The following is a 22,705-nucleotide window of genomic DNA, read 5'->3' on the forward strand; positions in this document are numbered from 1 at the left end:
TGTTCGCCGTCACAGATCGCATAGCGCCGGAAGGGGGTACCTCCTAGGCTCATACATGAGGGCAGTTCGCCCAGGCCCCCGCCCGCCCATGTGAAAGGGAGCCCATGACCGTCGACCCGACCGACCCGGAGACCTTCGAAGGCAACGACAACGGCACGACGACCGCCGCGCTCGACGAGGAGACGCCCGAGGCGGACGCCGCCGAGCAGCACACGGAGGTGCGACCGCACGCGGACGAACCGCTGACCCGTATCGATCCGGCCGTGGCGAACCCCGCCGACGCCGCCGAACAGGCCCGCGTGGTGGAGCTCGACGAGGACGACTACCGCTGATTTGATCCGTTTAACGTTGAATCTCCGGCTACCAGAGGCGTCCGGTACGTGAAATTCTGCGCTCGCACCGCGCACAGCCGGGTTACCCAAAAGTACGATGGCGGGCGCGGCGCACAGCGCGCAAGGATCGATTTTGGGAGGCGGCGTGACAGCCATCGAGCAGACAGAGGCGGCGCGCCCGCGAGGCACGCGCCTGCCGCGCCGAGCCCGACGCAACCAGCTCCTGGGCGCGGCCCAGGAAGTGTTTGTCGCACAGGGGTACCACTCGGCCGCGATGGACGACATCGCGGAGCGCGCGGGCGTCAGCAAGCCCGTCCTCTACCAGCACTTCCCCGGGAAGCTGGAGCTGTACCTGGCCCTGCTGGACCAGCACTGCGAGTCGCTGCTCCAGGCCGTGCGCACCGCGCTCGCCTCCACCACGGAGAACAAGCTGCGCGTGGCGGCCACCATGGACGCCTACTTCGCGTACGTGGAGGACGAGGGCGGCGCCTTCCGCCTCGTGTTCGAGTCGGACCTGACCAACGAGCCGGCGGTGCGCGAGCGCGTCGAGCGGGTCTCGCTCCAGTGCGCGGAGGCGATCTCCGAAGTCATCGCCGAGGACACGGGGCTGTCCAAGGACGAGTCGATGCTGCTGGCCGTGGGCCTGGGCGGCGTCTCGCAGGTGGTCGCGCGGTACTGGCTGTCCAGCGAGTCGTCGATCCCCCGCGACAAGGCGGTCCAGTTGCTGACGTCCCTGGCGTGGCGGGGCATCGCGGGCTTCCCGCTGCACGGCTCTGATTCCCACTGATGATCGGTGTCGTCTCTCCGGGCTAATGTGTGCAGCGTACGGCGCGGCTGACCGCGCATCGCTGACCGTTCGGAGGGACATAGCCGTGGAGGTCAAGATCGGCGTGCAGCACGCGCCCCGGGAGATCGCTCTGGAGAGCGGGCAGTCCGCCGAGGAGGTGGAGCGCGCGGTGACCGAGGCACTGGCCGGCAAGACGCAGTTGCTCAGTCTGACGGACGACAAGGGCCGCAAGGTCCTGGTGCCGACGGACCGGATCGCCTACGTGGAGATCGGCGAGCCGGCGAAGCCCCGCGTGGGTTTCGGGGCGCTCTAGCAGTACGGGTTGTACGACGCGAAGGCCCGGCGGGGTTGGTCCCGCCGGGCCTTCGCGCGTCCCTGGAGGTCCCAGGACGTCCCAGGAGCAGGATTGCGTTTCGTGCGCATCGGGTAGTACGGGCTGTGACCGTTTTGCCCGCCCCGCCGTCCGCGAGGTGATCCAGTGTTCTGGGAAGCTTTCGGCTCCGTCGTGCTCGGACTCGCACTGTCCTGGGCGGCCGCCCACCGGCTGACCGACCGGCTCCCGTCACGCCGCGTGGTGCTCGGCGCGGGCGTGCTGGGCGCGCTGTTCGGCGCGCTGATCACCCACGCGGCGCTCGGCCCCGGCCATGCGCTGGGCACCCTGCTGGGCGCGGTCGCGGTCACGGCCGTCGTGCTCTCGCTCCTGCTCCGCCCCACCCGCCGCCTACGCCGCTCGGCGGCGACGTAGACGCGCGGGGGACCGCCCGGCGAGGAGGCCGCCGCGTCAGGCGGCCAGGCCCAGGGCGGCCATGCGCTTGGTGTGGGCCTTGGTGATGCGGGAGAACATCTCGCCCACCGCCGCCAGGTCGAAGCCGTCCGCCACGCCGCCGACGAGCATCGTGGAGAGCGCGTCGCGCTCCGCCACCACCCGCTGGGCCTGGGACAGGGCCTCGCCCATCAGGCGGCGTGCCCACAGCGCGAGGCGGCCACCCACCCGGGGGTCGGCCTCGATCGCGGCGCGCACCTTCTCGACGGCGAAGTTGCCGTGCCCGGTGTCGTCCAGCACCGCCAGCACCAGCGCCCGGGTGTCGGAGTCCAGCCGGACGGCGACCTCCCGATAGAAGTCGCTGGCGATCGAGTCGCCGACGTACGCCTTGACCAGGCCCTCCAGCCAGTCGGACGGCGCGGTCTGGCGGTGGAAGTCGTCCAGCGCCTTGGCGAACGGTTCCATCGCGGCCGTCGGCTCCGCGTCGATCGCCGTCAGCCGGTCCCGAAGCCGCTCGAAGTGGTGGAACTCGGCCGACGCCATCTTCGCCAGCTCCGCCTTGTCGGCGAGCGTCGGCGCCAGCTTCGCGTCCTCGGCCAGCCGCTCGAAGGCCGCCAGCTCCCCGTACGCGAGCGCGCCGAGCAGGTCCACGACCGCGGCGCGGTACTGGGGCTCGGCGGAGGCACCGGCCCAGTCGAGGGCGGCGATCCCGGTCGGTTCTTCGGCGGCGGCGGCGGAAGCAGCGGAAGCGGCGGCGTTGTCAGGCGTCTCCATGAAGCGCACAATAGCCCGCTCGGCGCGCCGCCGAAGGCCCTGGTCATCCACTGTGACCTCCCCCTCCTTATGAATCGTCCCGACACACCTGCGCGGATCCGGGGTACAGTGGTAATGCGCCTGCTGAGTATTCAGTCATGTTCGTATGTACTCGGCGGGCCATCTCATGAATGAGGATGCCCGGTCGGTGGCCCGATCGGCTCCGACCCGACAGCCCTCCGTGCGCATGAGCCGCACATGAGGGGCCCCTCAGCGGTATGACGCTCGAGCGACGGCAGTGGTCCCGCGCCACCCGGCAGCGGTCTTGACGACCAGCGGCCGGCCGTAACCGGCACGGTACGACCCCCAGCGTTCGCCTCATGCCGCGTCTCACAGAAGAGGCAGCACCCTGACTACGACTTTCCGAGAGCTCGGGATCCTTCCCGAGACCGCCGAGGCCCTCGAAGCCGTCGGCATCACGTCCCCCTTTCCCATCCAGGAGATGACCCTTCCGGTCGCGCTCTCCGGCACCGACGTCATCGGCCAGGCCAAGACCGGCACCGGCAAGACCCTCGGGTTCGGCCTGCCGCTGCTGGAGCGCGTCACCGTCCCCGCCGACGTCGAGGCGGGCCGGGCTAAGCCCGAGCAGCTCACGGACGCCCCGCAGGCGCTCGTGGTGGTCCCCACCCGCGAGCTGTGCACCCAGGTCACCAACGACCTGCTCACCGCCGGCAAGGTCCGTAACGTCCGCGTTCTCGCGATCTACGGCGGCCGCGCGTACGAGCCCCAGGTCGAGGCCCTGAAGAAGGGCGTCGACGTGATCGTCGGCACCCCGGGCCGCCTCCTCGACCTCGCCGGCCAGCGCAAGCTCGACCTGTCCAAGGTCAAGGCGCTCGTCCTCGACGAGGCCGACGAGATGCTCGACCTGGGCTTCCTGCCCGACGTCGAGAAGATCATCAACATGCTTCCGGCGAAGCGCCAGACCATGCTGTTCTCGGCGACCATGCCGGGCGCCGTCATCGGCCTGGCCCGCCGCTACATGTCGCAGCCCACGCACATCCGCGCCACCGCGCCGGACGACGAGGGCGCGACCGTCGCGAACATCGCGCAGTACGTGTACCGCGCGCACTCCATGGACAAGCCCGAGATGGTCTCGCGCATCCTCCAGGCCAACGGCCGCGGGCTCGCGATGATCTTCTGCCGTACGAAGCGGACGGCGGCCGACATCGCCGAGCAGCTCGAACGGCGCGGCTTCGCCTCCGGCGCGGTCCACGGCGACCTCGGCCAGGGCGCCCGCGAGCAGGCGCTGCGCGCCTTCCGCAACGGCAAGGTCGACGTCCTGGTCTGCACCGATGTCGCCGCGCGCGGCATCGACGTGGACGGCGTCACGCACGTGATCAACTACCAGTCGCCCGAGGACGAGAAGACCTTCCTCCACCGCGTGGGCCGTACGGGCCGCGCGGGCAAGAAGGGCATCGCCGTCACGCTGGTCGACTGGGACGACATCCCGCGCTGGCAGCTCATCAACAAGGCGCTGGGCCTGGACTTCAACGACCCGGTGGAGACGTACTCGACGTCCCCGCACCTGTACGCGGACATGGACATCCCCGAGGGCACGAAGGGCGTCCTGCCGCGTGCCGAGCGGACCCGTGCCGGTCTGGACGCGGAAGAGGTCGAGGACCTCGGCGAGACGGGCGGCCGTGGGTCGCGTGGCCGGCGCCCGGAGCGTTCGGACCGTACGGAGCGCTCGGAGGAGCGCCCGGAGCGTACGCGTACGCCGCGCCAGCGCCGCCGCACGCGGAGCGGCGCCCCCGTGGCCGCCGACGCCGCGGTGACGACCGCCGAGCCGGTGGCCCCGGCGGAGGACGAGGCCCCGGCGCCCCGCACGCCGCGCCGCCGCCGCACCCGTACCCGCGCGGGCGCCCCCGCGGCGGAGGCCGTGGCCACCGCCCCGGCCATCGAGGCCCCTGTCACCGACGCCCCGGCCACCGAGCCGGAGCCCGAGGCCAGGCCCCGTCGCCGCACCCGCAAGGCCGCGGAGCCGGTCGCCGAGGCCCCGGTCATCGAGGCCCCGGTCGCCGAGGCCGAGCCGGAAGCCAAGCCGCGCCGCCGCACCCGCAAGGCCGTGGCCGCCCCGGAAGCGGCCGTGGAAGCGACCGCCGAGGCGGAGGCCAAGCCGCGCCGCCGTACCCGTAAGGCCGCCGAGCCCGTCGCGGAGGCCACCGAGGCCCCCGTCGCCGACGCCCCGGCCGCCGAGCCGGAGCCCGAGGCCAAGCCGCGCCGCCGCACCCGCAAGGCCGTGGCCGCCCCGGAAGCGGGCGCGGAGGCGGAGGCCAAGCCCCGTCGGCGCCGGACGACGAAGGCCGTGGCGGCCGCCCAGCCGGAGAGCTGACCGGACGAGCGCCACACCCGAGCCACACCAGGCACACGAGCGACGGCCCCACCCCTTCCCGGGGGCGGGGCCGTCGCCGTATCCGCGTCCGGCGGCCGGGTCCCGATAGCCTCGTCCTATGAGCCGCCCGCCCACGTTCACCCCGCCCCCCTGCGCCCGTGCCCGCACCCTCCGCACGTCCCGTGGTGACTTCGCCGTGCTGGACGCGGCTCCCGCCGCCGGTACGGAACCGAAGGGGACGGCCCTCCTGCTGCCCGGGTACACCGGGTCCAAGGAGGACTTCATCGCCATGCTCCAGCCGCTCGCCGACGCCGGCTACCGCGCGGTCGCCGTTGACGGTCGCGGGCAGTACGAGACGACCGGCCCCGACGACCAACAGGCCTACGAGCAGGAGGAGTTGGCGCGCGACGCGCTGGCCCAGGCGGCGGCGCTCGACAGCGGCCGGGTCCACCTGCTCGGCCACTCCCTCGGCGGCCAGATCGCCCGCGCGGCCGTCCTGCTCGACGCGGCGCCCTTCGCCACGCTCACGCTGATGTCGTCCGGTCCCGCCCAGGTCGCGCCCGCCCAGCAGGAGAAGATCAAGCTGCTGAGCGACGCGCTCGCGGTGATGACGATGGGTCAGGTGTGGCAGGCGATGCGCGCCCTGGACCCGCCGGAGGACGCCGACGAGGCGGGCAGCAACCGCGAGGACCTCCGCCGCCGCTGGCTGCTGCACAACCCCGCGCAGCTCCTGGCCACCGGCCGCCGGCTGACCGTCGAGCCGGACCGGGTCGACGAGCTGGCCGCGCTGCGCCCGCCGGTGCCCGTGCACGTGATCTCGGGCGTGCGGGACGACACGTGGCCGGTGCCGCTGCTCGACGCGATGGCGGACCGGCTCGGCGCGCACCGGACGCGTATCGAGGGCGCCGAGCACTCACCGAACACCGACCGCCCGGTGGAGACCGCCGTGGCCGTAGTCCGGTTCTGGGACGACTGCGAGAGCCGTCAGAACCGCGACTGAAGGTGCTGCCAGAAGCCGTCCCGCAGCGACCGCCGAAGCATGGCGTGCCCGCGCAGGGACCGGCTCAGCAACTGCTCCGCCTCGATGAGCAGGTCCTGGTCCACCGGTCCGGGCAGGTAGGGGTGGCCGGGCAGCAGCTCGGCCATCGCGGTCTGGCCCCGCTCCGCCAGCCACGTCTCCGCGATCCGGGCGCCCACGAAGCGCACCTCGTCGCGTGACGGCGGCGGCTCGCCCTCGCTCTCGTACGTCGTGACCGGCCGCCGGGTGACGTACGGGCGGCAGAAGTCGAGGTCGAAGGTGCGGGCGCTGTCGACCTCCCAGAGGAGGGGCTCGGCCTGGTTGCGGCCGTCGGCCGCCTCGATGCCCCAGAGGTGGACGCGGGCCCCGTACCCCTGGGCCGCCTCGACCGCCGAGACGAGGTCCTCGTCGCCGCCGACGAGCGCCGCGTCGCTGATGGCGCGGTGGCGAGCCAGCGACTCCAGGTCGGTGCGGATGAGGGAGTCGACGCCCTTCTGCTGGTTGCTGGCGTTGAGGTTGCCGAGCCGGACCTTGACGTCGGGCAGCTCGGCGATGGCCTGCTGTTCGGGGGTGTGGATACGGCGCCGGGCGCCGTCGTACCAGTAGACGCGCAGCAGCCGGCTGTCCGCGAAGATCGTGCGGGCCGTGTCGATGAAGGCCTCGATGAGCCCTTCCGCGTCCAGGTCGAAGGAGCGCCGGTCCTCGGTGCCCGCGACAAGCAACCCGGCCGCAGCATGGACGTAACCGGCGTCGACGAAGATGGCGTGCGTCGAGGGCGTCTTGGCGACCTCGGCCAGCATCCGCTGGAGGAGCTCATTGGTGCGCTCCAGGCGGGCGCCGAGTTCGCTGAGGGTGGGAGCGGGGGGCTCCGGACGGTGGTTCATACGGGGCTCATTGTCCGACGCCTCGGCCCCCGCCGCCACCACCTCACACCCAGATACTTAGGCGCTCAAAAAATTTCTTTAGCGTAGGGAATGTTTGCCCCCTACACGACGTTGGCACTCATACGGAAACACAGTTCTCCAGCAGGAGGATCAACTCAGGACGAAGGGAGAAGCCCGTGCGCTTCGAGATTCTGCGACTCGACGACGTCGACGGCACGCCCGTGGACAGCACCGTCGTGGACGCCGCCTCCGTCAACAGGATCGTGCAGCAGGCCGCCTCGATCGGCCAGCGCATCTGGATCCGCCCGGCCGGGACCACGGCCTCATAACAAGCACGACGCCCTGACACCGCGCCCCCGCGCGGACTCCGGCGGCCTGGAAGCAGCCGGAATCCGTACGGGGGCGCAGTGATGTCTCAGGCGCCCTGGATGACCTGGGTGACGCCGTTGATGATCTGCTGCACCGCGATCGCCGACAGCATCATTCCGGCGAGCCGGGTCACGAGCACCACGCCGCCGTCCTTGATGACCCGGATGATCAGCAGCGAGTACCGCATGGTCAGCCACAGCACGATGTGCATGGCGACGATCGCCGCCCAGACGGAGATCTGCCCGCCGACACCCTCCGCGTGCTGCACGGCGAGGATCACCGACACGATCGCGCCGGGACCGGCCAGCAGTGGCATGCCCAGCGGTACGAGGGCGACGTTGACGTCCTTGGTCTGCTTGGGCTCGTCGGTCTTGCCGGTCAGCAGGTCGAGCGCGATGAGCAGCAGGAGCAGCCCGCCCGCGATCATCAGCGCGGGCACGGAGACGTGCAGGTACGCCAGGATCTGCTGGCCCAGGATGCCGAAGACGGTGATCACGCCGAAGGCGACCGCGACGGCCTGCCAGGCCATCCGGCGCTGGACCTTGGTGGCCCGGCCGGAGGTCAGGGCGAGGAAGATCGGGGTGATCCCAGGGGGATCCATGATGACAAAAAGGGTGAGGAAGAGGGAGCCGAAGACGGCGACGTCGAACACAGTGAGGCCTTGCGGGGTGAGGGTCGTACAGAGAAGTGCGGGGGCGCGGGGGTTGCGGGCGGCGTGCTCCCCCGGAGCTACGCCTGGGCGGGGCCCCCGGTGCCCGGCACCGGGAACGCGCCGGTCGCGCGGCGCGTGATCTCGCCGTAGATCTCGGGGTCCGTGGTGTAGTCGCCGAGGCGGCAGGTCTTGCGGGTGCCGTGGTAGTCGCTGGAGCCGGTGGTCAGCAGGCCGAGGTCGGCGGCGAGCCCGCGCAGCCTGGCGCGCGTCGGCTCGTCGTGGTCCATGTGGTCGGTCTCGATGCCGTCGAGGCCGTACGCGGCGAGGTCGGCGATGACCGACTCGGGCACCGTGCGGCCGCGCTTGACGGCGCCGGGGTGCGCGAAGACGGTGACCCCGCCGGCCGCCTTGACGAGACGGATCGCGGTGAAGGGGTCGAGCTCGTGCTTCTCGACGTACGCCCGGCCGCCGTCGGCGAGCCACTCGGGCGTGAAGGCGTCGGAGACGCCGGCCACGACGCCGAGCCGGACGAGCGCCTCGGCGATGTGCGGCCGGCCGACGGATCCGTCACCGGCGATGGCCGCGACCTGCTCCCAGGTCACCGGGACGCCGAGCTGCTGGAGCTTGCCGACCATGGCGCGGGCGCGCGGCACACGGTCGTCGCGCACCAGCTCGCGCTCGCGGGCCAGCTCGGGCTCGTCCGGGTCGAAGAGGTACGCGAGCATGTGCACGCCGATGCCGTCGATCCGGCAGGACAGCTCGGCGCCCGTGACGAGCGTGAGGCCTTCGGGGAGCGCGGCGATCGCCTCGGCGTGGCCGCGCGTGGTGTCGTGGTCGGTCAGCGCGACGACGTCGAGCCCGGCCGCGGCGGCGCCGAGCACGAGCTCGGCGGGGGTGTCCGTACCGTCGGAAGCCGTGGAGTGGGTGTGCAGGTCGATGCGCACGACGCGTGACTCCGGGGCTCGGGACGGACAGGGGACCGCTCAAGGATACCGGCCCCGGCCCCGTCGCCACGCCGTCAGTCCAGCAGCCTCGGGCTCAGCGCGCCGCAGGGAAGCAGCTCCACCTCCGAACCGGCCTCCCTCAGGTCGGTCAGGACGAGCTCGTCGTACATCAGCAGCCCCGACTTCTCGGGCCAGACGATGGCCCACAGCCACAGCCCCCGCGCCTCGCCCGCGAAGACCGCGCGGTCCTCGGGGGCGTCGCTGACGTGCCAGAGCGGGGTGGGGCGCCCGGCCGCGAGGACCTTGGCCTGCGGGCGGGTGCCGGTGCACATGTGGGGGCCCGGGTCGGGGCCGTCGATCCCGGCGTACCGCGCGCCCAGGCCGACGCCCGGTTCCTCGGCGATCAGCAGCAGCTCACCCACGCCGCCGAGGGGGGCGGGGCCCGAGCAGGCGACGACGGTGGCCCGGCCGCCGCTGCGGTCGTCGCCCGCGTAGGCGACCCCGGTGAACAGCCAGCCCACGGGCAGCGGCCAGGGCATCCAGACGGGGACCTGCGCCCGGTGCGTGACGACGCCGAGCGCTTCGACGCTGGGCGGGATCACGGGCTGGAGCGGTTGCACGGCGCCGTGCACGTCGCACTGCCAGGAGTCGGAAAAGAGACCGGGCGCCCGGACCCGGCCTCCGCACTTCGGGCAACTGGGTTCGCCCCTCATAGCGTTCAACGGTCCTCCCCGGCCGTCGCCTCGTCAAGGACGATCACCCGTCCGGTGTGCCGCTCAGCCCTCCGATTTTTGATGCATCTTGCATCCATTAGCCCGTCTAACTTATTGTGTGTATATAGCAACTACTTGAGGGCGCCGATGCGCCGGTACGAAAAGGAGCGGACATGCGGCAGAAGGATCCGTTCGACGAAGGGGCCACCGGCATCCTGCGGCAGCCCAAGGCCGTCTGGGCGACGGCAGGCGCTTCCGTCGTCGCCTTCATGGGCATCGGACTGGTGGACCCGATCCTGCCGTCCATCGCCCAGGGCCTGCACGCGACCCCCAGCCAGGTCTCGCTGCTGTTCACCTCGTACTTCCTGATCACCGCCGTCGCGATGCTGATCACCGGCTTCGTCTCCAGCCGCATCGGCGGCCGTAGGACGCTCCTCGCCGGGCTCGCCCTGGTCATCGTCTTCGCCGCCCTCTCCGGTCAGTCGGGCTCGGTCGGCGAGCTGGTGGGCTTCCGGGCCGGCTGGGGGCTCGGCAACGCGCTGTTCGTCTCCACCTCCCTCGCCGTGATCGTCGGCGCGGCGGCCGGCGGCAGCGCGGCCGCGATCCTGCTGTACGAGTCGGCCCTCGGCCTGGGCATGGCCTGCGGGCCGCTGGTGGGCGCCGTCCTGGGCGACGCGAGCTGGCGTTATCCGTTCTTCGGCACGGCCGCGCTGATGGCGATCGGCTTCCTGTGCATCGCCGCGTTCCTGCGGGAACAGCCGAAGCCCGCGCGCAAGACGTCCCTGCTCGACCCGCTCAGGGCGCTCGGCCACGGCGGGCTGGCGTCCGCCGCCGCTTCCGCCTTCTTCTACAACTACGCGTTCTTCACCGTGCTCGCCTTCACACCGTTCGTGCTCGACATGACGCCGTACAAGTCCGGCGCGGTGTTCTTCGCCTGGGGCGTGCTGCTCGCGGTGTTCTCCGTGCTGGTGGCGCCGCGCCTCCAGGAGCGGTTCGGGTCGCTGAGGGTGCTCGGCGGCTCGCTCGTGCTGCTCGCCGCCGACGTCGTCGTCCTCGGGTACGGCGACCACACCACCGCGATCGCCTGCACGATCCTGTCGGGCGCCTTCATCGGCGTGAACAACACCGTCTTCACCGAACTGGCCCTCGGCGTCTCCGACGCGCCGCGCCCGGTGGCCAGCGCCGGCTACAACTTCGTGCGCTGGTTCGCGGCCGCCGCCGCGCCCTGGCTCGCACCGAGGATCGAGGAGTGGAGCGATGTCCACATGCCGTTCGTCGTGGCGGGCGTCGCGGCGGCGATCGGCGCGGGCATCGTGTGGGCGCGCCGCCGCTCGCTCACCCACGAGGCCGAGGAGCACCGGGCCGCGCGCCCCCGGCCGGCCCTCGCCAACTGACCGCCGTCAGTCGAGGGTTACGGACCTGCGCAGCGGATCGCGCAGGTCCGTGCCCGCCGCCAGCCACCGCTCCTGGAGCGCCTGCGCGCCGTGCACGCGCTTCCAGGCGGCCTCGTTGGGCGTCATCGGCAGCAGCGGCAGGAAACGCACCGGGTCCATCGGCGCGTCCAGCTCCAGGTCCTCGACCAGTCCGCCGGACTCCGCGACGAGGACGGAGGTGAACGGCGCGCCGGGCCACAGGGGTTCGCCGGTGTCCAGGGAGGCGCCGGGGGCCACGACGACGCCCTCGACCTGCGGGGAGGCGGCGAGGACCGCGAGCGGGCGCAGCACCTTGTCGGTGTCGGCGAGCCCGGACCGTACGGTCAGGAGGAGCTCCGCGCGCGGGCCCTTGACCGGGTCGGCGAGGGCGGCGGTCGGGTCGGTCATCGGCTGGGCCGACATCCCGAGGGTGACGTACCTCACGAGGCCGAGGCCGGCGTCCGTGAAGCGGAGCACCTCGATGCGGTCGGTGCCCAGGAAGGTCACCGCGGCGCGCGCGTCCGGTTCACCGAGGGCGGTACGCAGCCGGGCCTCGACCAGAGCAAGAACTTCTCCCATGCGGCGAGCATAGAGCGCGTATGGAACGGGCAAAGTAAGGGATTGACCCTCAGTCGGCTGATAGTCTTGGCCGTCTGCTGGTCGGGACAGCACGCGGAGCGTGGCTTTCCAGTCCCGACGACACGTCATCCCCCACGGGGGACCGGCCGGAGGAGGTGGGGCTGCGGTGGATCGAAGTCGACCGTGCAGTACCAACCGCTCTTCCGCCCGCGGCTTTTTCCTGTGACCTGAGATGTGATCCGAGAGACATCTCACCTGCTCGCTCCCGCTCTTCCTCATGGGGCGTGAGTACGAGGTCATGGCTATGCGCACGACGGAAGAGCACACCGTTTTGCCTGTCTGTAGCGAACGCCGTCACCGCGATCCCGCGGTGCCGCCCGCTTTGCGGACGTAAGGAACGCCACGTCCTCATTCCGGGCTGTGCCACGCCCCGCGACGGCCTCTCCGTGAAGGAGCCAGCCATGTCGATGATCCGTGACCTGCGCGCAGCGGTCCGCCCGTCGCTGCGCAAGAGCACTGCCCCGTACAACACGTACAACTCCTACGACGCGACCCGTGACCCGTCGACGTCCACCGCGGTCGTCGACTGCGCCGTGTACCGCGACGGCCGCCGGCTGAAGGACGAGGCGACCGACACGTGCCTCACGCCGCGCGAGGCCATGCGGCAGGTGCGCGAGGGCGGTGGCTTCGCGTGGATCGGGCTGCACGAGCCGACGGAGGCCGAATTCGCCGGTATCGCGGCCGAGTTCGGGCTGCACCCGCTGGCCGTGGAGGACGCGGTCCACGCGCACCAGCGGCCCAAGCTGGAGCGGTACGACGACACGCTGTTCACCGTCTTCAAGACGATCCACTACGTCGAGCACGCCGAACTCACGGCGACCAGTGAGGTCGTCGAGACCGGTGAGGTGATGTGCTTCACCGGCCGGGACTTCGTGATCACCGTCCGGCACGGCGGGCAGGGCTCCCTGCGCAACCTGCGCCACCGCATGGAGGGCGAGCCGGAGCTGCTGGAGAAGGGCCCGTCGGCGGTGCTGCACGCGATCGCCGACCACGTGGTGGACGGCTACATCGCGGTCGCCGACGCGGTGGAGATCGACATCGACCAGATCGAGATCGACGTCTTCTCGCCGCCGGCCAAGGGCTCGACGCGCGGCGCCGACACCGGGCGGATCTACCAGCTCAAGCGTGAGGTGCTGGAGTTCAAGCGGGCGGTCTCGCCGCTGCTGCGGCCGATGCAGTTGCTGAGCGAGCGGCCCATGCGGCTGGTGGACCCGGACATCCAGAAGTACTTCCGGGACGTCGCCGACCACCTGGCGCGGGTGCAGGAGCAGGTCATCGGCTTCGACGAGCTGCTGAACTCCATCCTCCAGGCGAACCTGGCCCAGGCGACGGTCGCGCAGAACGAGGACATGCGCAAGATCACCTCGTGGGCGGCGATCATCGCCGTACCGACGGCGGTGTGCGGCGTGTACGGCATGAACTTCGACTACATGCCGGAGCTGCGGTGGAAGTTCGGCTACCCGCTGGTGCTGGTCGGGATCTCGGTGATCTGTTTCGCGATCCACCGAACCCTCAAGCGCAACGGGTGGCTCTAGCGCGAGTGGCTAAGCTGCGTGCCATGACAGACGCACTGCTCGACCAGGCCCTCGTCGAGGAGGCCACCAAGAAGTCCGGCCTCATCTGGGTACGCGGCGGGGGCCCGGCCCGGGCGCTGTGGCACGTGTGGCTGGACGGCGCGGCGTACGTCGTCGGCGACGGGCCGGGCGAGCAGCCGCTGCCGGGCCTGGCGGACGGCTCCACCGCCGAGGTGACGGTGCGCAGCAAGGACAAGGGCGGCCGGGTGGTCGCCTGGACGGCCGCCGTGACCGAGCTGGCCCCCGGTTCGGAGCCGTGGGAGGCGGCCGTCGCGGAGCTGAAGGGCAAGCGGCTGAACGCCCCGGACGCGGAGACGATGACCGAGCGCTGGGCGCGCGAGTGCCGGGTGCTGCGCCTGACGCCCGGTGAGGCGACGACCGCCCACCCGGACGGCTCCCTCGCGGCGCGCCCGCTGTCCACCCCGGCCACCACGCGCCACCCGATCCCGGCGGCGCTTCCGCGCCTGCTGCTGAAGCGCAAGAAGCGCTAGCCGCGCGCGGGCGTATGGGGGCTGCGCCCCCGCGCCCCCGCAGAGGTCAGTCGCTGGTGCGCGGGAGCTGGCGGCCGTAGTCGAGGGTCTCGTCCTTGGAGGGGGCCGTCAGGGGGAAGGGCTTGTTCCAGTCCGACAGGACGACCACTCCCGCGCCGCCGCCACGGGCGAACTGGAGCGGGTAGGGGGTGCCCTCCAGGGAGACGTCCAGGGTGCCGCCCTCGCCCTGGGCACCGCCGGCGACCTTGACGGTGCGGATGCCGCCGACCTTGGAGCGGTCGCCCTTGACGATGTCGCCGTGCAGTTCCAGCAGCCCGCGGAGCAGGACGTTCATCTCGGTGAAGCCGCGGAGCTGCTTGTACGACGGGTCGCCCTCGGGGACCTTCACATACTTGTCGTCGAGCTTGTCCGCCGCCCCCGTGCCGGAGTCGTCCTTCTCGTCGTCCTGGTCGCCCCCGTCGCTCTCCGCGCTGGTCCAGAAGGCCGCGTCCGCCTTCAGGTACAGCGCGTCGCCGACCCGCAGCAGCTCGAAGGTGGACGTCTTGGTGACGACCGACCCGGTCGCGCCGGTCTGGTTCAGCCGCATGTTCAGCTTGTACGTGCCGCCCTTGCTGACCAGCGACCCCGACAGCCGTACCGCCTTCGCCCCGGCCGCCGCCGCCCGTGCCTTCGTCTCGATCTCGGTGGCGGACAGTCTGCCCACCCCGTTCGTCCCCGCGTCCGGATCGGGTTCCTCTCCGCAGGCGGTGAGCACCGCGGTCAGCCCGACGCACAGTGCGAGGGGGAGGGCGGCCCGGCGGGCACGCGAAGCCGGGGCGAGAAGGATCACCAGCGCACTGCCTCTCATCAAACCGTGGGGGGGTTGGCAGACCGCAGCGTACCTGTGTCGTATACGGCCGTCGGCAGAGAGCCGTACGGACGCCCTGCCTGGGCGACCCGCACCAGGACGGGCTAGCCTGAATCGGCATGAAAGCCCAGAATTCCGGCAGACGAGGAGGTGTGCGGCATGGCGGCAGGCGCTCGTATCTTCGTCTCGCACCTCGCCGGCGTCCCCGTCTTCGACCCGAACGGCGACCAGGTGGGCCGCGTCCGCGACCTCGTCGCGATGCTCCGGGTGGGCCGCCGCCCGCCCCGCCTCCTCGGCCTGGTCGTCGAGGTCATCGGCCGCCGCCGGATCTTCCTGCCCATGACCCGCGTCACCGGCATCGAGTCCGGCCAGGTCATCACCACCGGCGTGCTCAACGTGCGCCGCTTCGAGCAGCGCCCCACCGAGCGCCTGGTCCTCGGCGAACTGCTCGACCGGCGCGTCCGGCTCGTCGAGGACGGCTCCGAGGTGACCGTCCTCGACGTGGCCATCCAGCAGCTCCCGGCCCGCCGCGACTGGGAGATCGACAAGGTCTTCGTCCGCCGGGGCGGCGGCGGGGCGCTGCGCCGCAAGGGCGAGACGCTCACCGTCGAGTGGTCGGCCGTGACCGGCTTCTCGCTGGAGGAGCACGGGCAGGGCGCCGAGAGCCTGGTCGCCACCTTCGAGCGGATGCGCCCGGCCGACCTCGCCAACGCCCTGCACCACCTGACCCCCAAGCGCCGCGCCGAGGTCGCCGCCGCCCTCGACGACGACCGGCTCGCCGACGTACTGGAGGAGCTGCCCGAGGACGACCAGGTCGAGATCCTCGGCAAGCTCAAGGAGGAGCGGGCCGCCGACGTCCTGGAGGCCATGGACCCCGACGACGCCGCCGACCTGCTGTCCGAGCTGCCCGAGGAGGAGAAGGAGCGGCTGCTGACCCTGATGCGGCCGGACGACGCCGCCGACGTACGCCGTCTGATGTCGTACGAGGAGCGCACGGCGGGCGGTCTGATGACCACCGAGCCGATCGTGCTGCGCCCCGACGCGACGGTCGCCGACGCGCTCGCGCGCGTACGCCAGCAGGACCTCTCCCCGGCCCTCGCCGCCCAGGTGTACGTGTGCCGGCCGCCCGACGAGACGCCCACGGGCAAGTTCCTGGGGACGGTGCACTTCCAGCGGCTGCTGCGCGATCCGCCGTTCACGCTCGTGTCGGCGGTCGTCGACACCGACCTGGAGCCGCTCACCCCGGAGACCCCGCTGTCCGCCGTGACCCAGCACCTGGCCGCGTACAACCTGGTCGCCGCCCCGGTCGTGGACGAGAGCGGCTCGCTGCTCGGCGCGGTCACCGTCGACGACGTACTCGACCACCTGCTGCCCGAGGACTGGCGCGAGGCCGAGTTCGACGCGGAGGTCGGAAGCGCGGCGGGCGAGAGTGAGGTCGCGCATGGCGCATGAGCGGACGTACGAGCGTACGGGGGAGCCGCCCGCGCCCCGCATCCGGCTGGACCAGCCACGCATCCGGCGCCCCAAGCTGCTGCCGGCGTACGACCCCGAGGCCTTCGGGCGGCTGTCGGAGCGGATCGCCCGTTTCATCGGCACCGGGCGGTTCCTCGTCTGGATGACGGTGATCGTCGTCGTCTGGGTGCTGTGGAACATCTCGGCGCCCGGCCACCTGCGCTGGGACGAATACCCCTTCATCTTCCTGACCCTGGCCCTGTCGCTCCAGGCCTCCTACGCCGCGCCGCTGATCCTGCTGGCGCAGAACCGGCAGGCCGACCGGGACCGGGTCAACCTGGAGCAGGACCGCAAGCAGAACGAGCGGTCCATCGCCGACACGGAGTACCTGACCCGGGAGATCGCGGCGCTCCGGATGGGCCTCGGCGAGGTCGCCACCCGCGACTGGATCCGCTCCGAGCTGGAGGACCTGGTACGCGAGCTCGACGAGCGGCGCGATCTATTCCCGCGCGGCGGGACCCACGGAAGTGACGAAGCCGACCGCTGACGGGCTTTCCGGGGGCCGGGTCCGGCGCCGTACCATCTCCATATGGTTACGGAAGACGCGGTGCGCGAAGCGCTGGCGACGGTGAACGACCCCGAGATCAACCGACCGATCACCGAGCTCGGCATGGTCAAGTCGGTGGAGATCGGTACGGACGGGGCGGTCGCCGTCACCGTCTACCTCACGGTCTCCGGCTGCCCCATGCGCGAGACGATCATCACGCGCGTGAGCGAGGCGGTCTCCCGCGTGGCGGGCGTCACCGGCGTCGACGTGACGCTCGACGTGATGAGTGACGAGCAGCGCAAGGAGCTGGCCGCCGCGCTGCGCGGCACCACCGCCGAGCGCGAGGTGCCGTTCGCCAAGCCCGGCTCGCTGACCCGGGTCTACGCGGTGGCCTCCGGCAAGGGCGGCGTCGGCAAGTCGTCCGTGACCGTGAACCTGGCCGCGGCGATGGCCGCCGACGGGCTGAAGGTCGGTGTGGTGGACGCCGACATCTACGGCCACAGCGTGCCGCGCATGCTCGGCGCGGACGGCCGCCCGACCCAGGTCGAGAACATGATCATGCCGCCGTCGGCGAACGGCGTGAAGGTCATCTCCATCGGCATGTTCACCCCCGGCAACACGCCGGTGGTGTGGCGCGGCCCGATGCTGCACCGCGCGCTCCAGCAGTTCCTCGCGGACGTGTACTGGGGCGACCTGGACGTGCTGCTGATGGACCTGCCCCCGGGCACCGGCGACATCGCGATCTCGGTCGCCCAGCTCGTCCCGAACGCCGAGATCCTGGTCGTCACCACGCCGCAGCAGGCGGCGGCGGAGGTCGCCGAGCGGGCCGGTTCCATCGCCGTACAGACCCACCAGAAGATCGTCGGCGTCGTCGAGAACATGTCGGGCCTGCCCTGCCCGCACTGCGACGAGATGGTCGACGTCTTCGGCACGGGCGGCGGGCAGAAGGTCGCCGACGGGCTGACGAAGACCACCGGCGCCACGGTCCCGGTGCTCGGCTCCATCCCCATCGACGTACGGCTGCGCGAGGGCGGCGACGAGGGCAGGCCGGTCGTCCTGTCCGACCCCGACTCGCCGGCGGGCGCGGCCCTGCGCACCATCGCGGGCAAGCTGGGCGGCCGTCAGCGCGGCCTGTCGGGCATGTCGCTGGGGATCACCCCGCGCAACAAGTTCTGAGCGCGCGTGCGCGGAAGGGGCGGCCCCGCCATGGGGCCGCCCCTTCCGCGTCTTGGGTCCTACGCGTACGCGGCGATGTCCCGCACCACCGAGAAGCCCAGGCCGTAGGCGCTCATCCCCCGTCCGTACGCGCCCAGATGGACGCCGGTCGTGGTCGTTCCGGCCAGCACCCAGCCGAACGCGGACTCGCGGTAGTGGAACGGCGTCGGCACGCCGTCGACCGGCAGGGAGAGCGTCGACCACTCCGGCCCGTTCAGGTCGTCGGCCAGCTCGAAGGCGGTCTCGGTCTGCTGGTCCAGCCAGTCGTCCCGCAGCGCGTGGTCGAGCTGGGGCGGCCAGGTGTACGCCAGGAGCCCCGACCCGGCCAGCCAGGCGGCGGACGACACGCTGGTGGCGTCCAGCACCCCCGTACCGTCGCCGCTGCGGCGCACGGGGCTCGCGGCGACCGTCACGACGGCCGCGAACCGCTCCTTCTCGCTCCCGGCCCCGTCGAGCCGGTCCGGCCGTATCGACGGCTCGTCACCGTGGCCGATCGAGCCGTGCTGGACCGTACCGTCGGCGGACGTGCCGACCTGCATCAGCCAGCGCGGCCCGGTGAACGCCTCGTCCAGCCCGTACCAGGGGAACGACGCACGCAGATAACCGTCGACCGTACGCCGGGCCGCGGGCACCCCCTCCGGCGTCCCGGTCGTCTCGGACGTCGATGCGGTGCCGGGTGCGGCACCCTGCGCCCCTACTCGACTCGTCGTCTCCATCTGCCCGGCCGCCTCCTCGATCCGTGGAGTCCGGTGCGGCGCGCCCCGACGGGCGTTCTCGCAACCGGACAGATGGAGAGGATAGCCACCTTGCGGGAGCTCTTTCCGGAAGGTCGGCCCGGTGGGGCTCAGGTGGCGTCCGCGTCGAACGGCGGGCGCTCGGCCTGAGCGGGCTTGTCGCCCTTCTTGAGCAGGTCGGGACCGCCGCCGTGGCCGCCGTTGACCGCAGCCGGGACCGACGCGTCCGGCTCGTGGCCGTTGACCGCGTCGGCGACGTCGTTGATCTCCTTCTTGAGATCGAAGCTGCTGCGGATCTCCTTGAGGTCCTCGTTCTCCGTCAACTGCTTGCGGATGAACGTCTTGGGGTTCAGGTCCTCGAACTCGAAGTCCTTGAACTCCGGACCCAGCTCGCTGCGGATGTCCTGCTTCGCGTTCTCCGAGAAGTCGCGGATCTTGCGGATGAAGCCGGAGACGTCCTGGATGACCTTCGGCAGCTTGTCGGGGCCGAAGACGAGCACGGCAAGGATCACGAGCGCCACCAGTTCGAGTGCGCCTATGTCATTGAACACCTTGCTGCTCCTTCCGGCCCGGGGCCCGTAACACGGTACCTGGCCGGGCTGCCGGGGCGGTACCTCACGGGTGGCCTCCCGGTGACCTGCCGGTGACCTGCCGGTGGGTGTTCGGCCACCGGCAGGACACCGGTCTCAGCCACCGGCCGAGGAACCGAGGGTCAGGGTCTTGGTCTGTTCCTTGCCGCCGCGCTCCAGCGTCAGCTCCAGCCGGTCGCCGGGGCGGTGGGCGCGGATCTTGACGATCAGCTCCTCGCCGCTGTGCACGCGCTGGCCGTCCACCTTGGTGATGACGTCGCCGGGCCGGATGCCCGCCTTGGCGGCGGGGCCGCCGGGAATGACGGAGGCGCCGCCGTCCTGCGCCTTCTCCCCCACCCGGGCGCCGTCGCCGGTGTACTTCATGTCGAGGCTGACGCCGATGACGGGGTGGTTGGCCTTGCCGGTGTTGATCAGCTCCTCGGCGACCCGCTTGCCCTGGTTGACGGGGATGGCGAAGCCGAGCCCTATCGACCCGGCCTGGCCGCCGTCGAGTCCGGAACCGCTGTCGGCCGCGCGGATGGCGCTGTTGATGCCGATCACCCGTGCCTTGGAGTCCAGCAGCGGACCGCCCGAATTCCCCGGGTTTATCGGCGCGTCGGTCTGGAGTGCGTCGACGTAGCTGATGTCGCTGCCGTCGCCCTTCTCACCGCCCGCCGTGATGGGCCGCTCCTTGGCGCTGATGATGCCGGAGGTCACGGTGTTCTGGAGGTCGAAGGGGGCGCCGATGGCGACGACCGGGTCGCCGACGCGGACGTTGTCGGAGTTGCCCAGCGGCAGCGGCTTGAGGTTGGAGACGCCCTTGACCTGGACGACCGCGAGGTCGTAACCGCTGTCCTTGCCGACCAGTTCGGCGGCGGCCGTCTCACCGCCGCTGAAGGTGACGGTGATGTCGCCGGAGGTGCCGGCCGGGTCGACGACGTGGTGGTTGGTGAGGATGTGGCCCTGCTCGTCGAGGACGAAGCCGGTGCCGGTGCCCTGCTCGCCGCCACCGCTGACGTGCAGGGTGACGACGCCGGGCAGGGCGCTGGCCGCGATGCCCGCGACGCTGTCGGGTGCCCGGTCGCCGTCCTCCCGGCCGGCCTGCGGCAGCTCGACGGTGGTGAGGCCGCCGTGCCGCTCGATGTACGCGCCGACGCCGCCGCCGAGTACGCCGGTGAGCCCGGCGAACAGCAGCGCGGCGACCACGCCCAGGCCGCGCCGCCGTGCCTGCCGCTTCCCCGGTACGGCCCCGCCGGGGTGTCCGCCGGGGTGGGTGAGCGGCTGGTTTCCGCCGCCGTTCCCGCCGCCTGGGGTGCTCCACGGGTCGTACTGGAGCCACTGCGACGGCCGGGGCTGGTGTGGCTGCGGGGGTGGGGCGGGCTGCGGGGGCTGGTGTGGGGTGACCGGTTGCGGCGTGCCGTACGCGGGCGGGACGGCGGTCCCGTGCGCGGGCGTCGCCATGGGCCGCTGCACGGGCGGCGCGGGCGCCCACGGGCCGGGCTCACCGTAGGGCGGGGTGCTGTACTCGTCGGGCTGGTGCAACGGCTGCGGCCGCACCGGCGCCCCGCCCGGCTGCTCCCCGGCGGGCGTGGGCACGACGGGCGCGGGCGGCTGCGCGGGGCCGGGCGCGGGGGCGAGGCTGTGCGCCGGCGAGGGGCCGGGGTCCGGCGCGGGGCCGGGTTCCGGCGCGGGGGCGGCGGGCGGCTCGGGCGCAGGCGGCGTCACGGAGGCGGCCGGCGTCGCGGGCTCGGCTGCGGCGGATTCCGGCGCGGGGGCGGCGGGCGTCGCGGGCTCGGGTGCCGGGGTGGACGGTTCGGCGGGGCCGGGGTCCGGTGCCTCGGCCGGCGGCTGGTCCGGCGCCGCGTGCTGCCGCGCCGGGCGGCTCCACCACTTCGGCTTCGACCCCGTGGGCTTCCCGTCGTCCATGTTCTCCCCGCTGCGTGCCCGTCCGCGCCCCCATGGGGCGCCCCTGCGCGTGATTCAACCAGGTCCGGTGGCCACCGCGCAGGGGGGCGCCGGTCAGCGGCCCGCGGGCAGCGGCAGCGAGCTGGGGGACGGGGTGGTGGCGAGCTGCGGCGCGAGCGCCGTGGGACGTATCAGCGGCGCGGGCGGCATGGTGTTCAGCGCGCTCACCACGGCCAGCGGCGTCGCCGCCGGAAAGGGCTGGCCTCCTGGGCGCTGCACCGCGTGCAGCGGCACGGCGGACAGCGGCCCGGCCGGCCGGTCCGTCGCCCGGACCGGCCCGTACCCGCCGCCCCGGCGGCGGCTGTTCTCGCCGGCGCCGGCGCTCTGGGTCTGGCCGGGCGACCGCAACGGCGTGACGTTGTTGCCCGTGCCGTCGCCCCGCGCGTCGACCGTGGCGACCGTCGGCAGCGCACCGCCCAGGGCGATCGCCGCGAACGACACGGCGCTGGCGGCGGCGAACGCGAACCTCCGGCCGCGCCAGGAGGAGCGCTCCGTCTCCTGGCGGTCCACTTCATGGATGCGGAATCCCGCCTCCGGCCGGGCGTAGCCGAAGGCGTCGGGTCTCACTCCGAAGACGCCGTCGCCGCCGAAGGGTCCTCGCCTGTCGTCGTCACCGCCCGGAGCGCCCCCGGGCAACCCCTGGAGGCGTGCGAGCAGCCCCTCCGAGGGGGGCGGCGGGGCGGTCTGGGCGAAGACGCTCTTCAGCCGGCGCTGCGCGTCGGCCTCGGCCTTGCACTTGGGGCAGGTGGCCAGGTGGGCGAGGACCCGCTCGCGGGCGTCATGACCGAGCTCGCCGTCGACGAGCGCGGCGAGGCGGTCCCCCAGGTGCTGTTCCGCGGGGGTCGGACTTGTGCCACTCACGCGGGTCCGCCCTCCCCGCCCACGGCCACGAAGGTGCGCTGCTCGGCCCGGGCCTCGGGCGATCGGTGCTTGAGGGCCTTGCGCAGATGGGAACGTCCGCGGTGGATGCGGCTGCGGACGGTGCCGAGCTTGACCCCGAGGGTCGCGGCGATCTCCTCGTACGACAGTCCCTCGATGTCGCACAGGACCACCGCCGCGCGGAACTCGGGCGCGAGGGTGTCGAGGGCCTGCTGGACGTCGGCGTCGAAGTGCGTGTCGTGGAAGACCTGCTGGGGGGACGGCTCACGGCTGGGCAGCCGCTCGGCCGCGTCGTCGCCGAGCGCGTCGAACCGGATGCGCTGCTTGCGGCGCACCATGTCCAGGAAGAGGTTCGTGGTGATGCGGTGCAGCCAGCCCTCGAAGGTGCCGGGCGTGTACGTGGACAGCGAGCGGAAGACCCGGACGAAGACTTCCTGCGTGAGGTCCTCGGCATCGTGCTGATTGCCGGTCAGGCGGTATGCGAGGCGGTAGACCCGGCCACTGTGCGTGCTGACGATCTCCTCCCACGAGGGCGGAGTCCACGCCTGCGATTCCGCATCCGATGCGAAGGTCGCGGTGGTGGGTGCGAAGTCGGCGGGCATGGAACGGTCAGCGGTGTCGGTCACGGATTTCGGCTCACCCGCCGACCTGAGAAGGCGCCGCAGCACTCCTCCCCGATCCACAGGCGCAGCCGCACCTCCCCTATCGGCTCTGGTGGTGTCCAGTGGAGCCCCTACCATAGCCACCTCGCCCGTTAGCTCCGGATAAGAATCT

At 72.2% G+C, this 22,705-nt stretch carries 25 protein-coding genes; 13 read left to right on the forward strand and 12 right to left on the reverse strand.

Annotated features, from left to right (window positions below; genetic code table 11):
- Positions 1-104 precede the first annotated feature (104 nt).
- The 4 genes from AB0J57_RS10200 to AB0J57_RS10215 all read left to right on the forward strand — a co-directional run bounded on the left by AB0J57_RS10200 (position 105) and on the right by AB0J57_RS10215 (position 1,864).
- Complete coding sequence (locus tag AB0J57_RS10200) at positions 105-332, forward strand: hypothetical protein (protein ID WP_366127584.1); 228 nt, start codon at positions 105-107, stop codon at positions 330-332.
- A gap of 145 nt (positions 333-477) precedes the next feature.
- On the forward strand, positions 478-1,119 hold the full coding sequence (locus tag AB0J57_RS10205; protein ID WP_366127585.1) for a TetR/AcrR family transcriptional regulator: 642 nt from the start codon (positions 478-480) through the stop codon (positions 1,117-1,119).
- 85 nt (positions 1,120-1,204) lie between these two features.
- Complete coding sequence (locus AB0J57_RS10210) at positions 1,205-1,432, forward strand: DUF3107 domain-containing protein (RefSeq protein ID WP_351815300.1); 228 nt, start codon at positions 1,205-1,207, stop codon at positions 1,430-1,432.
- Positions 1,433-1,597: 165 nt separating this feature from the next.
- Positions 1,598-1,864 (forward strand): hypothetical protein, encoded by a 267-nt coding sequence (locus AB0J57_RS10215; protein ID WP_366127586.1) that lies wholly within the window; start codon positions 1,598-1,600, stop codon positions 1,862-1,864.
- 36 nt (positions 1,865-1,900) lie between these two features.
- On the opposite strand, the gene AB0J57_RS10220 is transcribed toward AB0J57_RS10215, so the two are convergent.
- The gene (locus AB0J57_RS10220) at positions 1,901-2,656 is read right to left on the reverse strand and encodes a ferritin-like fold-containing protein (protein WP_366127587.1); all 756 of its coding nucleotides are present in this window, start codon (positions 2,654-2,656) and stop codon (positions 1,901-1,903) included.
- A gap of 481 nt (positions 2,657-3,137) precedes the next feature.
- Here AB0J57_RS10220 and AB0J57_RS10225 point away from each other — a divergent pair, with 481 nt between their 5' ends.
- Both AB0J57_RS10225 and AB0J57_RS10230 read left to right on the forward strand, forming a co-directional pair.
- Entirely contained in the window at positions 3,138-5,027 is a 1,890-nt protein-coding gene (locus tag AB0J57_RS10225; protein ID WP_366127588.1) for a DEAD/DEAH box helicase, read from the forward strand.
- A 118-nt stretch (positions 5,028-5,145) separates the two neighbouring features.
- A complete protein-coding gene (locus AB0J57_RS10230; RefSeq protein WP_366127590.1) occupies positions 5,146-6,027 on the forward strand; it encodes an alpha/beta hydrolase in 882 nt (293 codons plus the stop codon).
- Here the strand turns inward: AB0J57_RS10230 and AB0J57_RS10235 are convergent.
- Positions 6,012-6,929 carry an NYN domain-containing protein gene (locus AB0J57_RS10235; protein WP_366127591.1) on the reverse strand — a complete coding sequence of 306 codons (918 nt, stop codon included), beginning with the start codon at positions 6,927-6,929 and terminating at the stop codon, positions 6,012-6,014. The genes AB0J57_RS10230 and AB0J57_RS10235 overlap by 16 nt on opposite strands.
- A gap of 176 nt (positions 6,930-7,105) precedes the next feature.
- Between AB0J57_RS10235 and AB0J57_RS10240 the strand changes: the two genes are divergently transcribed.
- Positions 7,106-7,258: a hypothetical protein gene (locus AB0J57_RS10240; RefSeq protein WP_366127592.1), complete on the forward strand. Its 153-nt coding sequence runs from the start codon at positions 7,106-7,108 to the stop codon at positions 7,256-7,258.
- Positions 7,259-7,344: 86 nt separating this feature from the next.
- On the opposite strand, the gene AB0J57_RS10245 is transcribed toward AB0J57_RS10240, so the two are convergent.
- The 3 genes from AB0J57_RS10245 to AB0J57_RS10255 all read right to left on the reverse strand — a co-directional run bounded on the left by AB0J57_RS10245 (position 7,345) and on the right by AB0J57_RS10255 (position 9,607).
- Entirely contained in the window at positions 7,345-7,950 is a 606-nt protein-coding gene (locus AB0J57_RS10245) for a MarC family protein (RefSeq protein ID WP_366127593.1), read from the reverse strand.
- 77 nt (positions 7,951-8,027) lie between these two features.
- The gene (locus AB0J57_RS10250; protein ID WP_366127594.1) at positions 8,028-8,894 is read right to left on the reverse strand and encodes a PHP domain-containing protein; all 867 of its coding nucleotides are present in this window, start codon (positions 8,892-8,894) and stop codon (positions 8,028-8,030) included.
- A 74-nt stretch (positions 8,895-8,968) separates the two neighbouring features.
- A complete protein-coding gene (locus AB0J57_RS10255; protein ID WP_366127595.1) occupies positions 8,969-9,607 on the reverse strand; it encodes a DUF6758 family protein in 639 nt (212 codons plus the stop codon).
- A gap of 173 nt (positions 9,608-9,780) precedes the next feature.
- On the opposite strand from AB0J57_RS10255, the gene AB0J57_RS10260 reads away from it, so the two are divergent.
- On the forward strand, positions 9,781-11,001 hold the full coding sequence (locus AB0J57_RS10260) for an MFS transporter (RefSeq protein ID WP_366127596.1): 1,221 nt from the start codon (positions 9,781-9,783) through the stop codon (positions 10,999-11,001).
- Between the two features lie 6 nt (positions 11,002-11,007).
- Here the strand turns inward: AB0J57_RS10260 and AB0J57_RS10265 are convergent, their stop codons facing one another.
- A complete protein-coding gene (locus AB0J57_RS10265; protein WP_366127597.1) occupies positions 11,008-11,598 on the reverse strand; it encodes a suppressor of fused domain protein in 591 nt (196 codons plus the stop codon).
- A 461-nt stretch (positions 11,599-12,059) separates the two neighbouring features.
- Between AB0J57_RS10265 and AB0J57_RS10270 the strand changes: the two genes are divergently transcribed.
- Positions 12,060-13,193 carry a magnesium and cobalt transport protein CorA gene (locus AB0J57_RS10270; protein WP_366127598.1) on the forward strand — a complete coding sequence of 378 codons (1,134 nt, stop codon included), beginning with the start codon at positions 12,060-12,062 and terminating at the stop codon, positions 13,191-13,193.
- A 23-nt stretch (positions 13,194-13,216) separates the two neighbouring features.
- Positions 13,217-13,723: a hypothetical protein gene (locus AB0J57_RS10275; RefSeq protein WP_366127599.1), complete on the forward strand. Its 507-nt coding sequence runs from the start codon at positions 13,217-13,219 to the stop codon at positions 13,721-13,723.
- Between the two features lie 46 nt (positions 13,724-13,769).
- Here AB0J57_RS10275 and AB0J57_RS10280 read toward each other — a convergent pair whose 3' ends face one another.
- Positions 13,770-14,570, reverse strand: a complete 801-nt coding sequence (locus AB0J57_RS10280; RefSeq protein ID WP_366127600.1) for a hypothetical protein — start codon at positions 14,568-14,570, stop codon at positions 13,770-13,772.
- 159 nt (positions 14,571-14,729) lie between these two features.
- On the opposite strand from AB0J57_RS10280, the gene AB0J57_RS10285 reads away from it, so the two are divergent.
- Genes AB0J57_RS10285 through AB0J57_RS10295 form a run of 3 tightly spaced genes read left to right on the forward strand, consistent with a single transcriptional unit; the run spans position 14,730 to position 17,745 of the window.
- Positions 14,730-16,022, forward strand: coding sequence for a CBS domain-containing protein (locus tag AB0J57_RS10285; protein ID WP_366127601.1), 1,293 nt, complete (start codon positions 14,730-14,732; stop codon positions 16,020-16,022).
- On the forward strand, positions 16,012-16,569 hold the full coding sequence (locus tag AB0J57_RS10290; RefSeq protein ID WP_366127602.1) for a DUF1003 domain-containing protein: 558 nt from the start codon (positions 16,012-16,014) through the stop codon (positions 16,567-16,569). The genes AB0J57_RS10285 and AB0J57_RS10290 overlap by 11 nt, the downstream gene beginning before the upstream one ends.
- Positions 16,570-16,611: 42 nt before the next feature.
- Positions 16,612-17,745 carry an Mrp/NBP35 family ATP-binding protein gene (locus AB0J57_RS10295; RefSeq protein WP_366127603.1) on the forward strand — a complete coding sequence of 378 codons (1,134 nt, stop codon included), beginning with the start codon at positions 16,612-16,614 and terminating at the stop codon, positions 17,743-17,745.
- 59 nt (positions 17,746-17,804) lie between these two features.
- On the opposite strand, the gene AB0J57_RS10300 is transcribed toward AB0J57_RS10295, so the two are convergent.
- The 5 genes from AB0J57_RS10300 to sigE form a co-directional block, all read right to left on the reverse strand.
- Positions 17,805-18,500 carry a hypothetical protein gene (locus AB0J57_RS10300; RefSeq protein WP_366127604.1) on the reverse strand — a complete coding sequence of 232 codons (696 nt, stop codon included), beginning with the start codon at positions 18,498-18,500 and terminating at the stop codon, positions 17,805-17,807.
- A 128-nt stretch (positions 18,501-18,628) separates the two neighbouring features.
- Complete coding sequence (locus AB0J57_RS10305; RefSeq protein WP_366127605.1) at positions 18,629-19,069, reverse strand: sec-independent translocase; 441 nt, start codon at positions 19,067-19,069, stop codon at positions 18,629-18,631.
- Positions 19,070-19,204: 135 nt separating this feature from the next.
- On the reverse strand, positions 19,205-21,013 hold the full coding sequence (locus AB0J57_RS10310; RefSeq protein WP_366127607.1) for a trypsin-like peptidase domain-containing protein: 1,809 nt from the start codon (positions 21,011-21,013) through the stop codon (positions 19,205-19,207).
- Positions 21,014-21,106: 93 nt separating this feature from the next.
- On the reverse strand, positions 21,107-21,913 hold the full coding sequence (locus AB0J57_RS10315; RefSeq protein ID WP_366127608.1) for a zf-HC2 domain-containing protein: 807 nt from the start codon (positions 21,911-21,913) through the stop codon (positions 21,107-21,109).
- Positions 21,910-22,671 (reverse strand): RNA polymerase sigma factor SigE, encoded by a 762-nt coding sequence (gene sigE / locus AB0J57_RS10320; RefSeq protein ID WP_179166401.1) that lies wholly within the window; start codon positions 22,669-22,671, stop codon positions 21,910-21,912. The genes AB0J57_RS10315 and sigE overlap by 4 nt, the downstream gene beginning before the upstream one ends.
- Positions 22,672-22,705: the final 34 nt, after the last annotated feature.

This window comes from Streptomyces sp. NPDC049837 (assembly GCF_040674455.1).
GTDB lineage: Bacteria > Actinomycetota > Actinomycetes > Streptomycetales > Streptomycetaceae > Streptomyces.

Coding starts and splice junctions, on each gene's coding strand:
- AB0J57_RS10310 (WP_366127607.1), bottom strand. CDS start 21,013: ATGGACGACGGGAAGCCCACGGGGTCGAAGCCGAAGTGGTGGAGCCGC.
- AB0J57_RS10275 (WP_366127599.1), top strand. CDS start 13,217: ATGACAGACGCACTGCTCGACCAGGCCCTCGTCGAGGAGGCCACCAAG.
- AB0J57_RS10255 (WP_366127595.1), bottom strand. CDS start 9,607: ATGAGGGGCGAACCCAGTTGCCCGAAGTGCGGAGGCCGGGTCCGGGCG.
- AB0J57_RS10220 (WP_366127587.1), bottom strand. CDS start 2,656: ATGGAGACGCCTGACAACGCCGCCGCTTCCGCTGCTTCCGCCGCCGCC.
- AB0J57_RS10290 (WP_366127602.1), top strand. CDS start 16,012: ATGGCGCATGAGCGGACGTACGAGCGTACGGGGGAGCCGCCCGCGCCC.
- AB0J57_RS10300 (WP_366127604.1), bottom strand. CDS start 18,500: ATGGAGACGACGAGTCGAGTAGGGGCGCAGGGTGCCGCACCCGGCACC.
- AB0J57_RS10285 (WP_366127601.1), top strand. CDS start 14,730: ATGGCGGCAGGCGCTCGTATCTTCGTCTCGCACCTCGCCGGCGTCCCC.
- AB0J57_RS10230 (WP_366127590.1), top strand. CDS start 5,146: ATGAGCCGCCCGCCCACGTTCACCCCGCCCCCCTGCGCCCGTGCCCGC.
- AB0J57_RS10260 (WP_366127596.1), top strand. CDS start 9,781: ATGCGGCAGAAGGATCCGTTCGACGAAGGGGCCACCGGCATCCTGCGG.
- AB0J57_RS10235 (WP_366127591.1), bottom strand. CDS start 6,929: ATGAACCACCGTCCGGAGCCCCCCGCTCCCACCCTCAGCGAACTCGGC.
- AB0J57_RS10265 (WP_366127597.1), bottom strand. CDS start 11,598: ATGGGAGAAGTTCTTGCTCTGGTCGAGGCCCGGCTGCGTACCGCCCTC.
- AB0J57_RS10225 (WP_366127588.1), top strand. CDS start 3,138: ATGACCCTTCCGGTCGCGCTCTCCGGCACCGACGTCATCGGCCAGGCC.
- AB0J57_RS10280 (WP_366127600.1), bottom strand. CDS start 14,570: ATGAGAGGCAGTGCGCTGGTGATCCTTCTCGCCCCGGCTTCGCGTGCC.
- AB0J57_RS10295 (WP_366127603.1), top strand. CDS start 16,612: ATGGTTACGGAAGACGCGGTGCGCGAAGCGCTGGCGACGGTGAACGAC.
- AB0J57_RS10200 (WP_366127584.1), top strand. CDS start 105: ATGACCGTCGACCCGACCGACCCGGAGACCTTCGAAGGCAACGACAAC.
- AB0J57_RS10270 (WP_366127598.1), top strand. CDS start 12,060: ATGTCGATGATCCGTGACCTGCGCGCAGCGGTCCGCCCGTCGCTGCGC.
- sigE (WP_179166401.1), bottom strand. CDS start 22,671: ATGGTAGGGGCTCCACTGGACACCACCAGAGCCGATAGGGGAGGTGCG.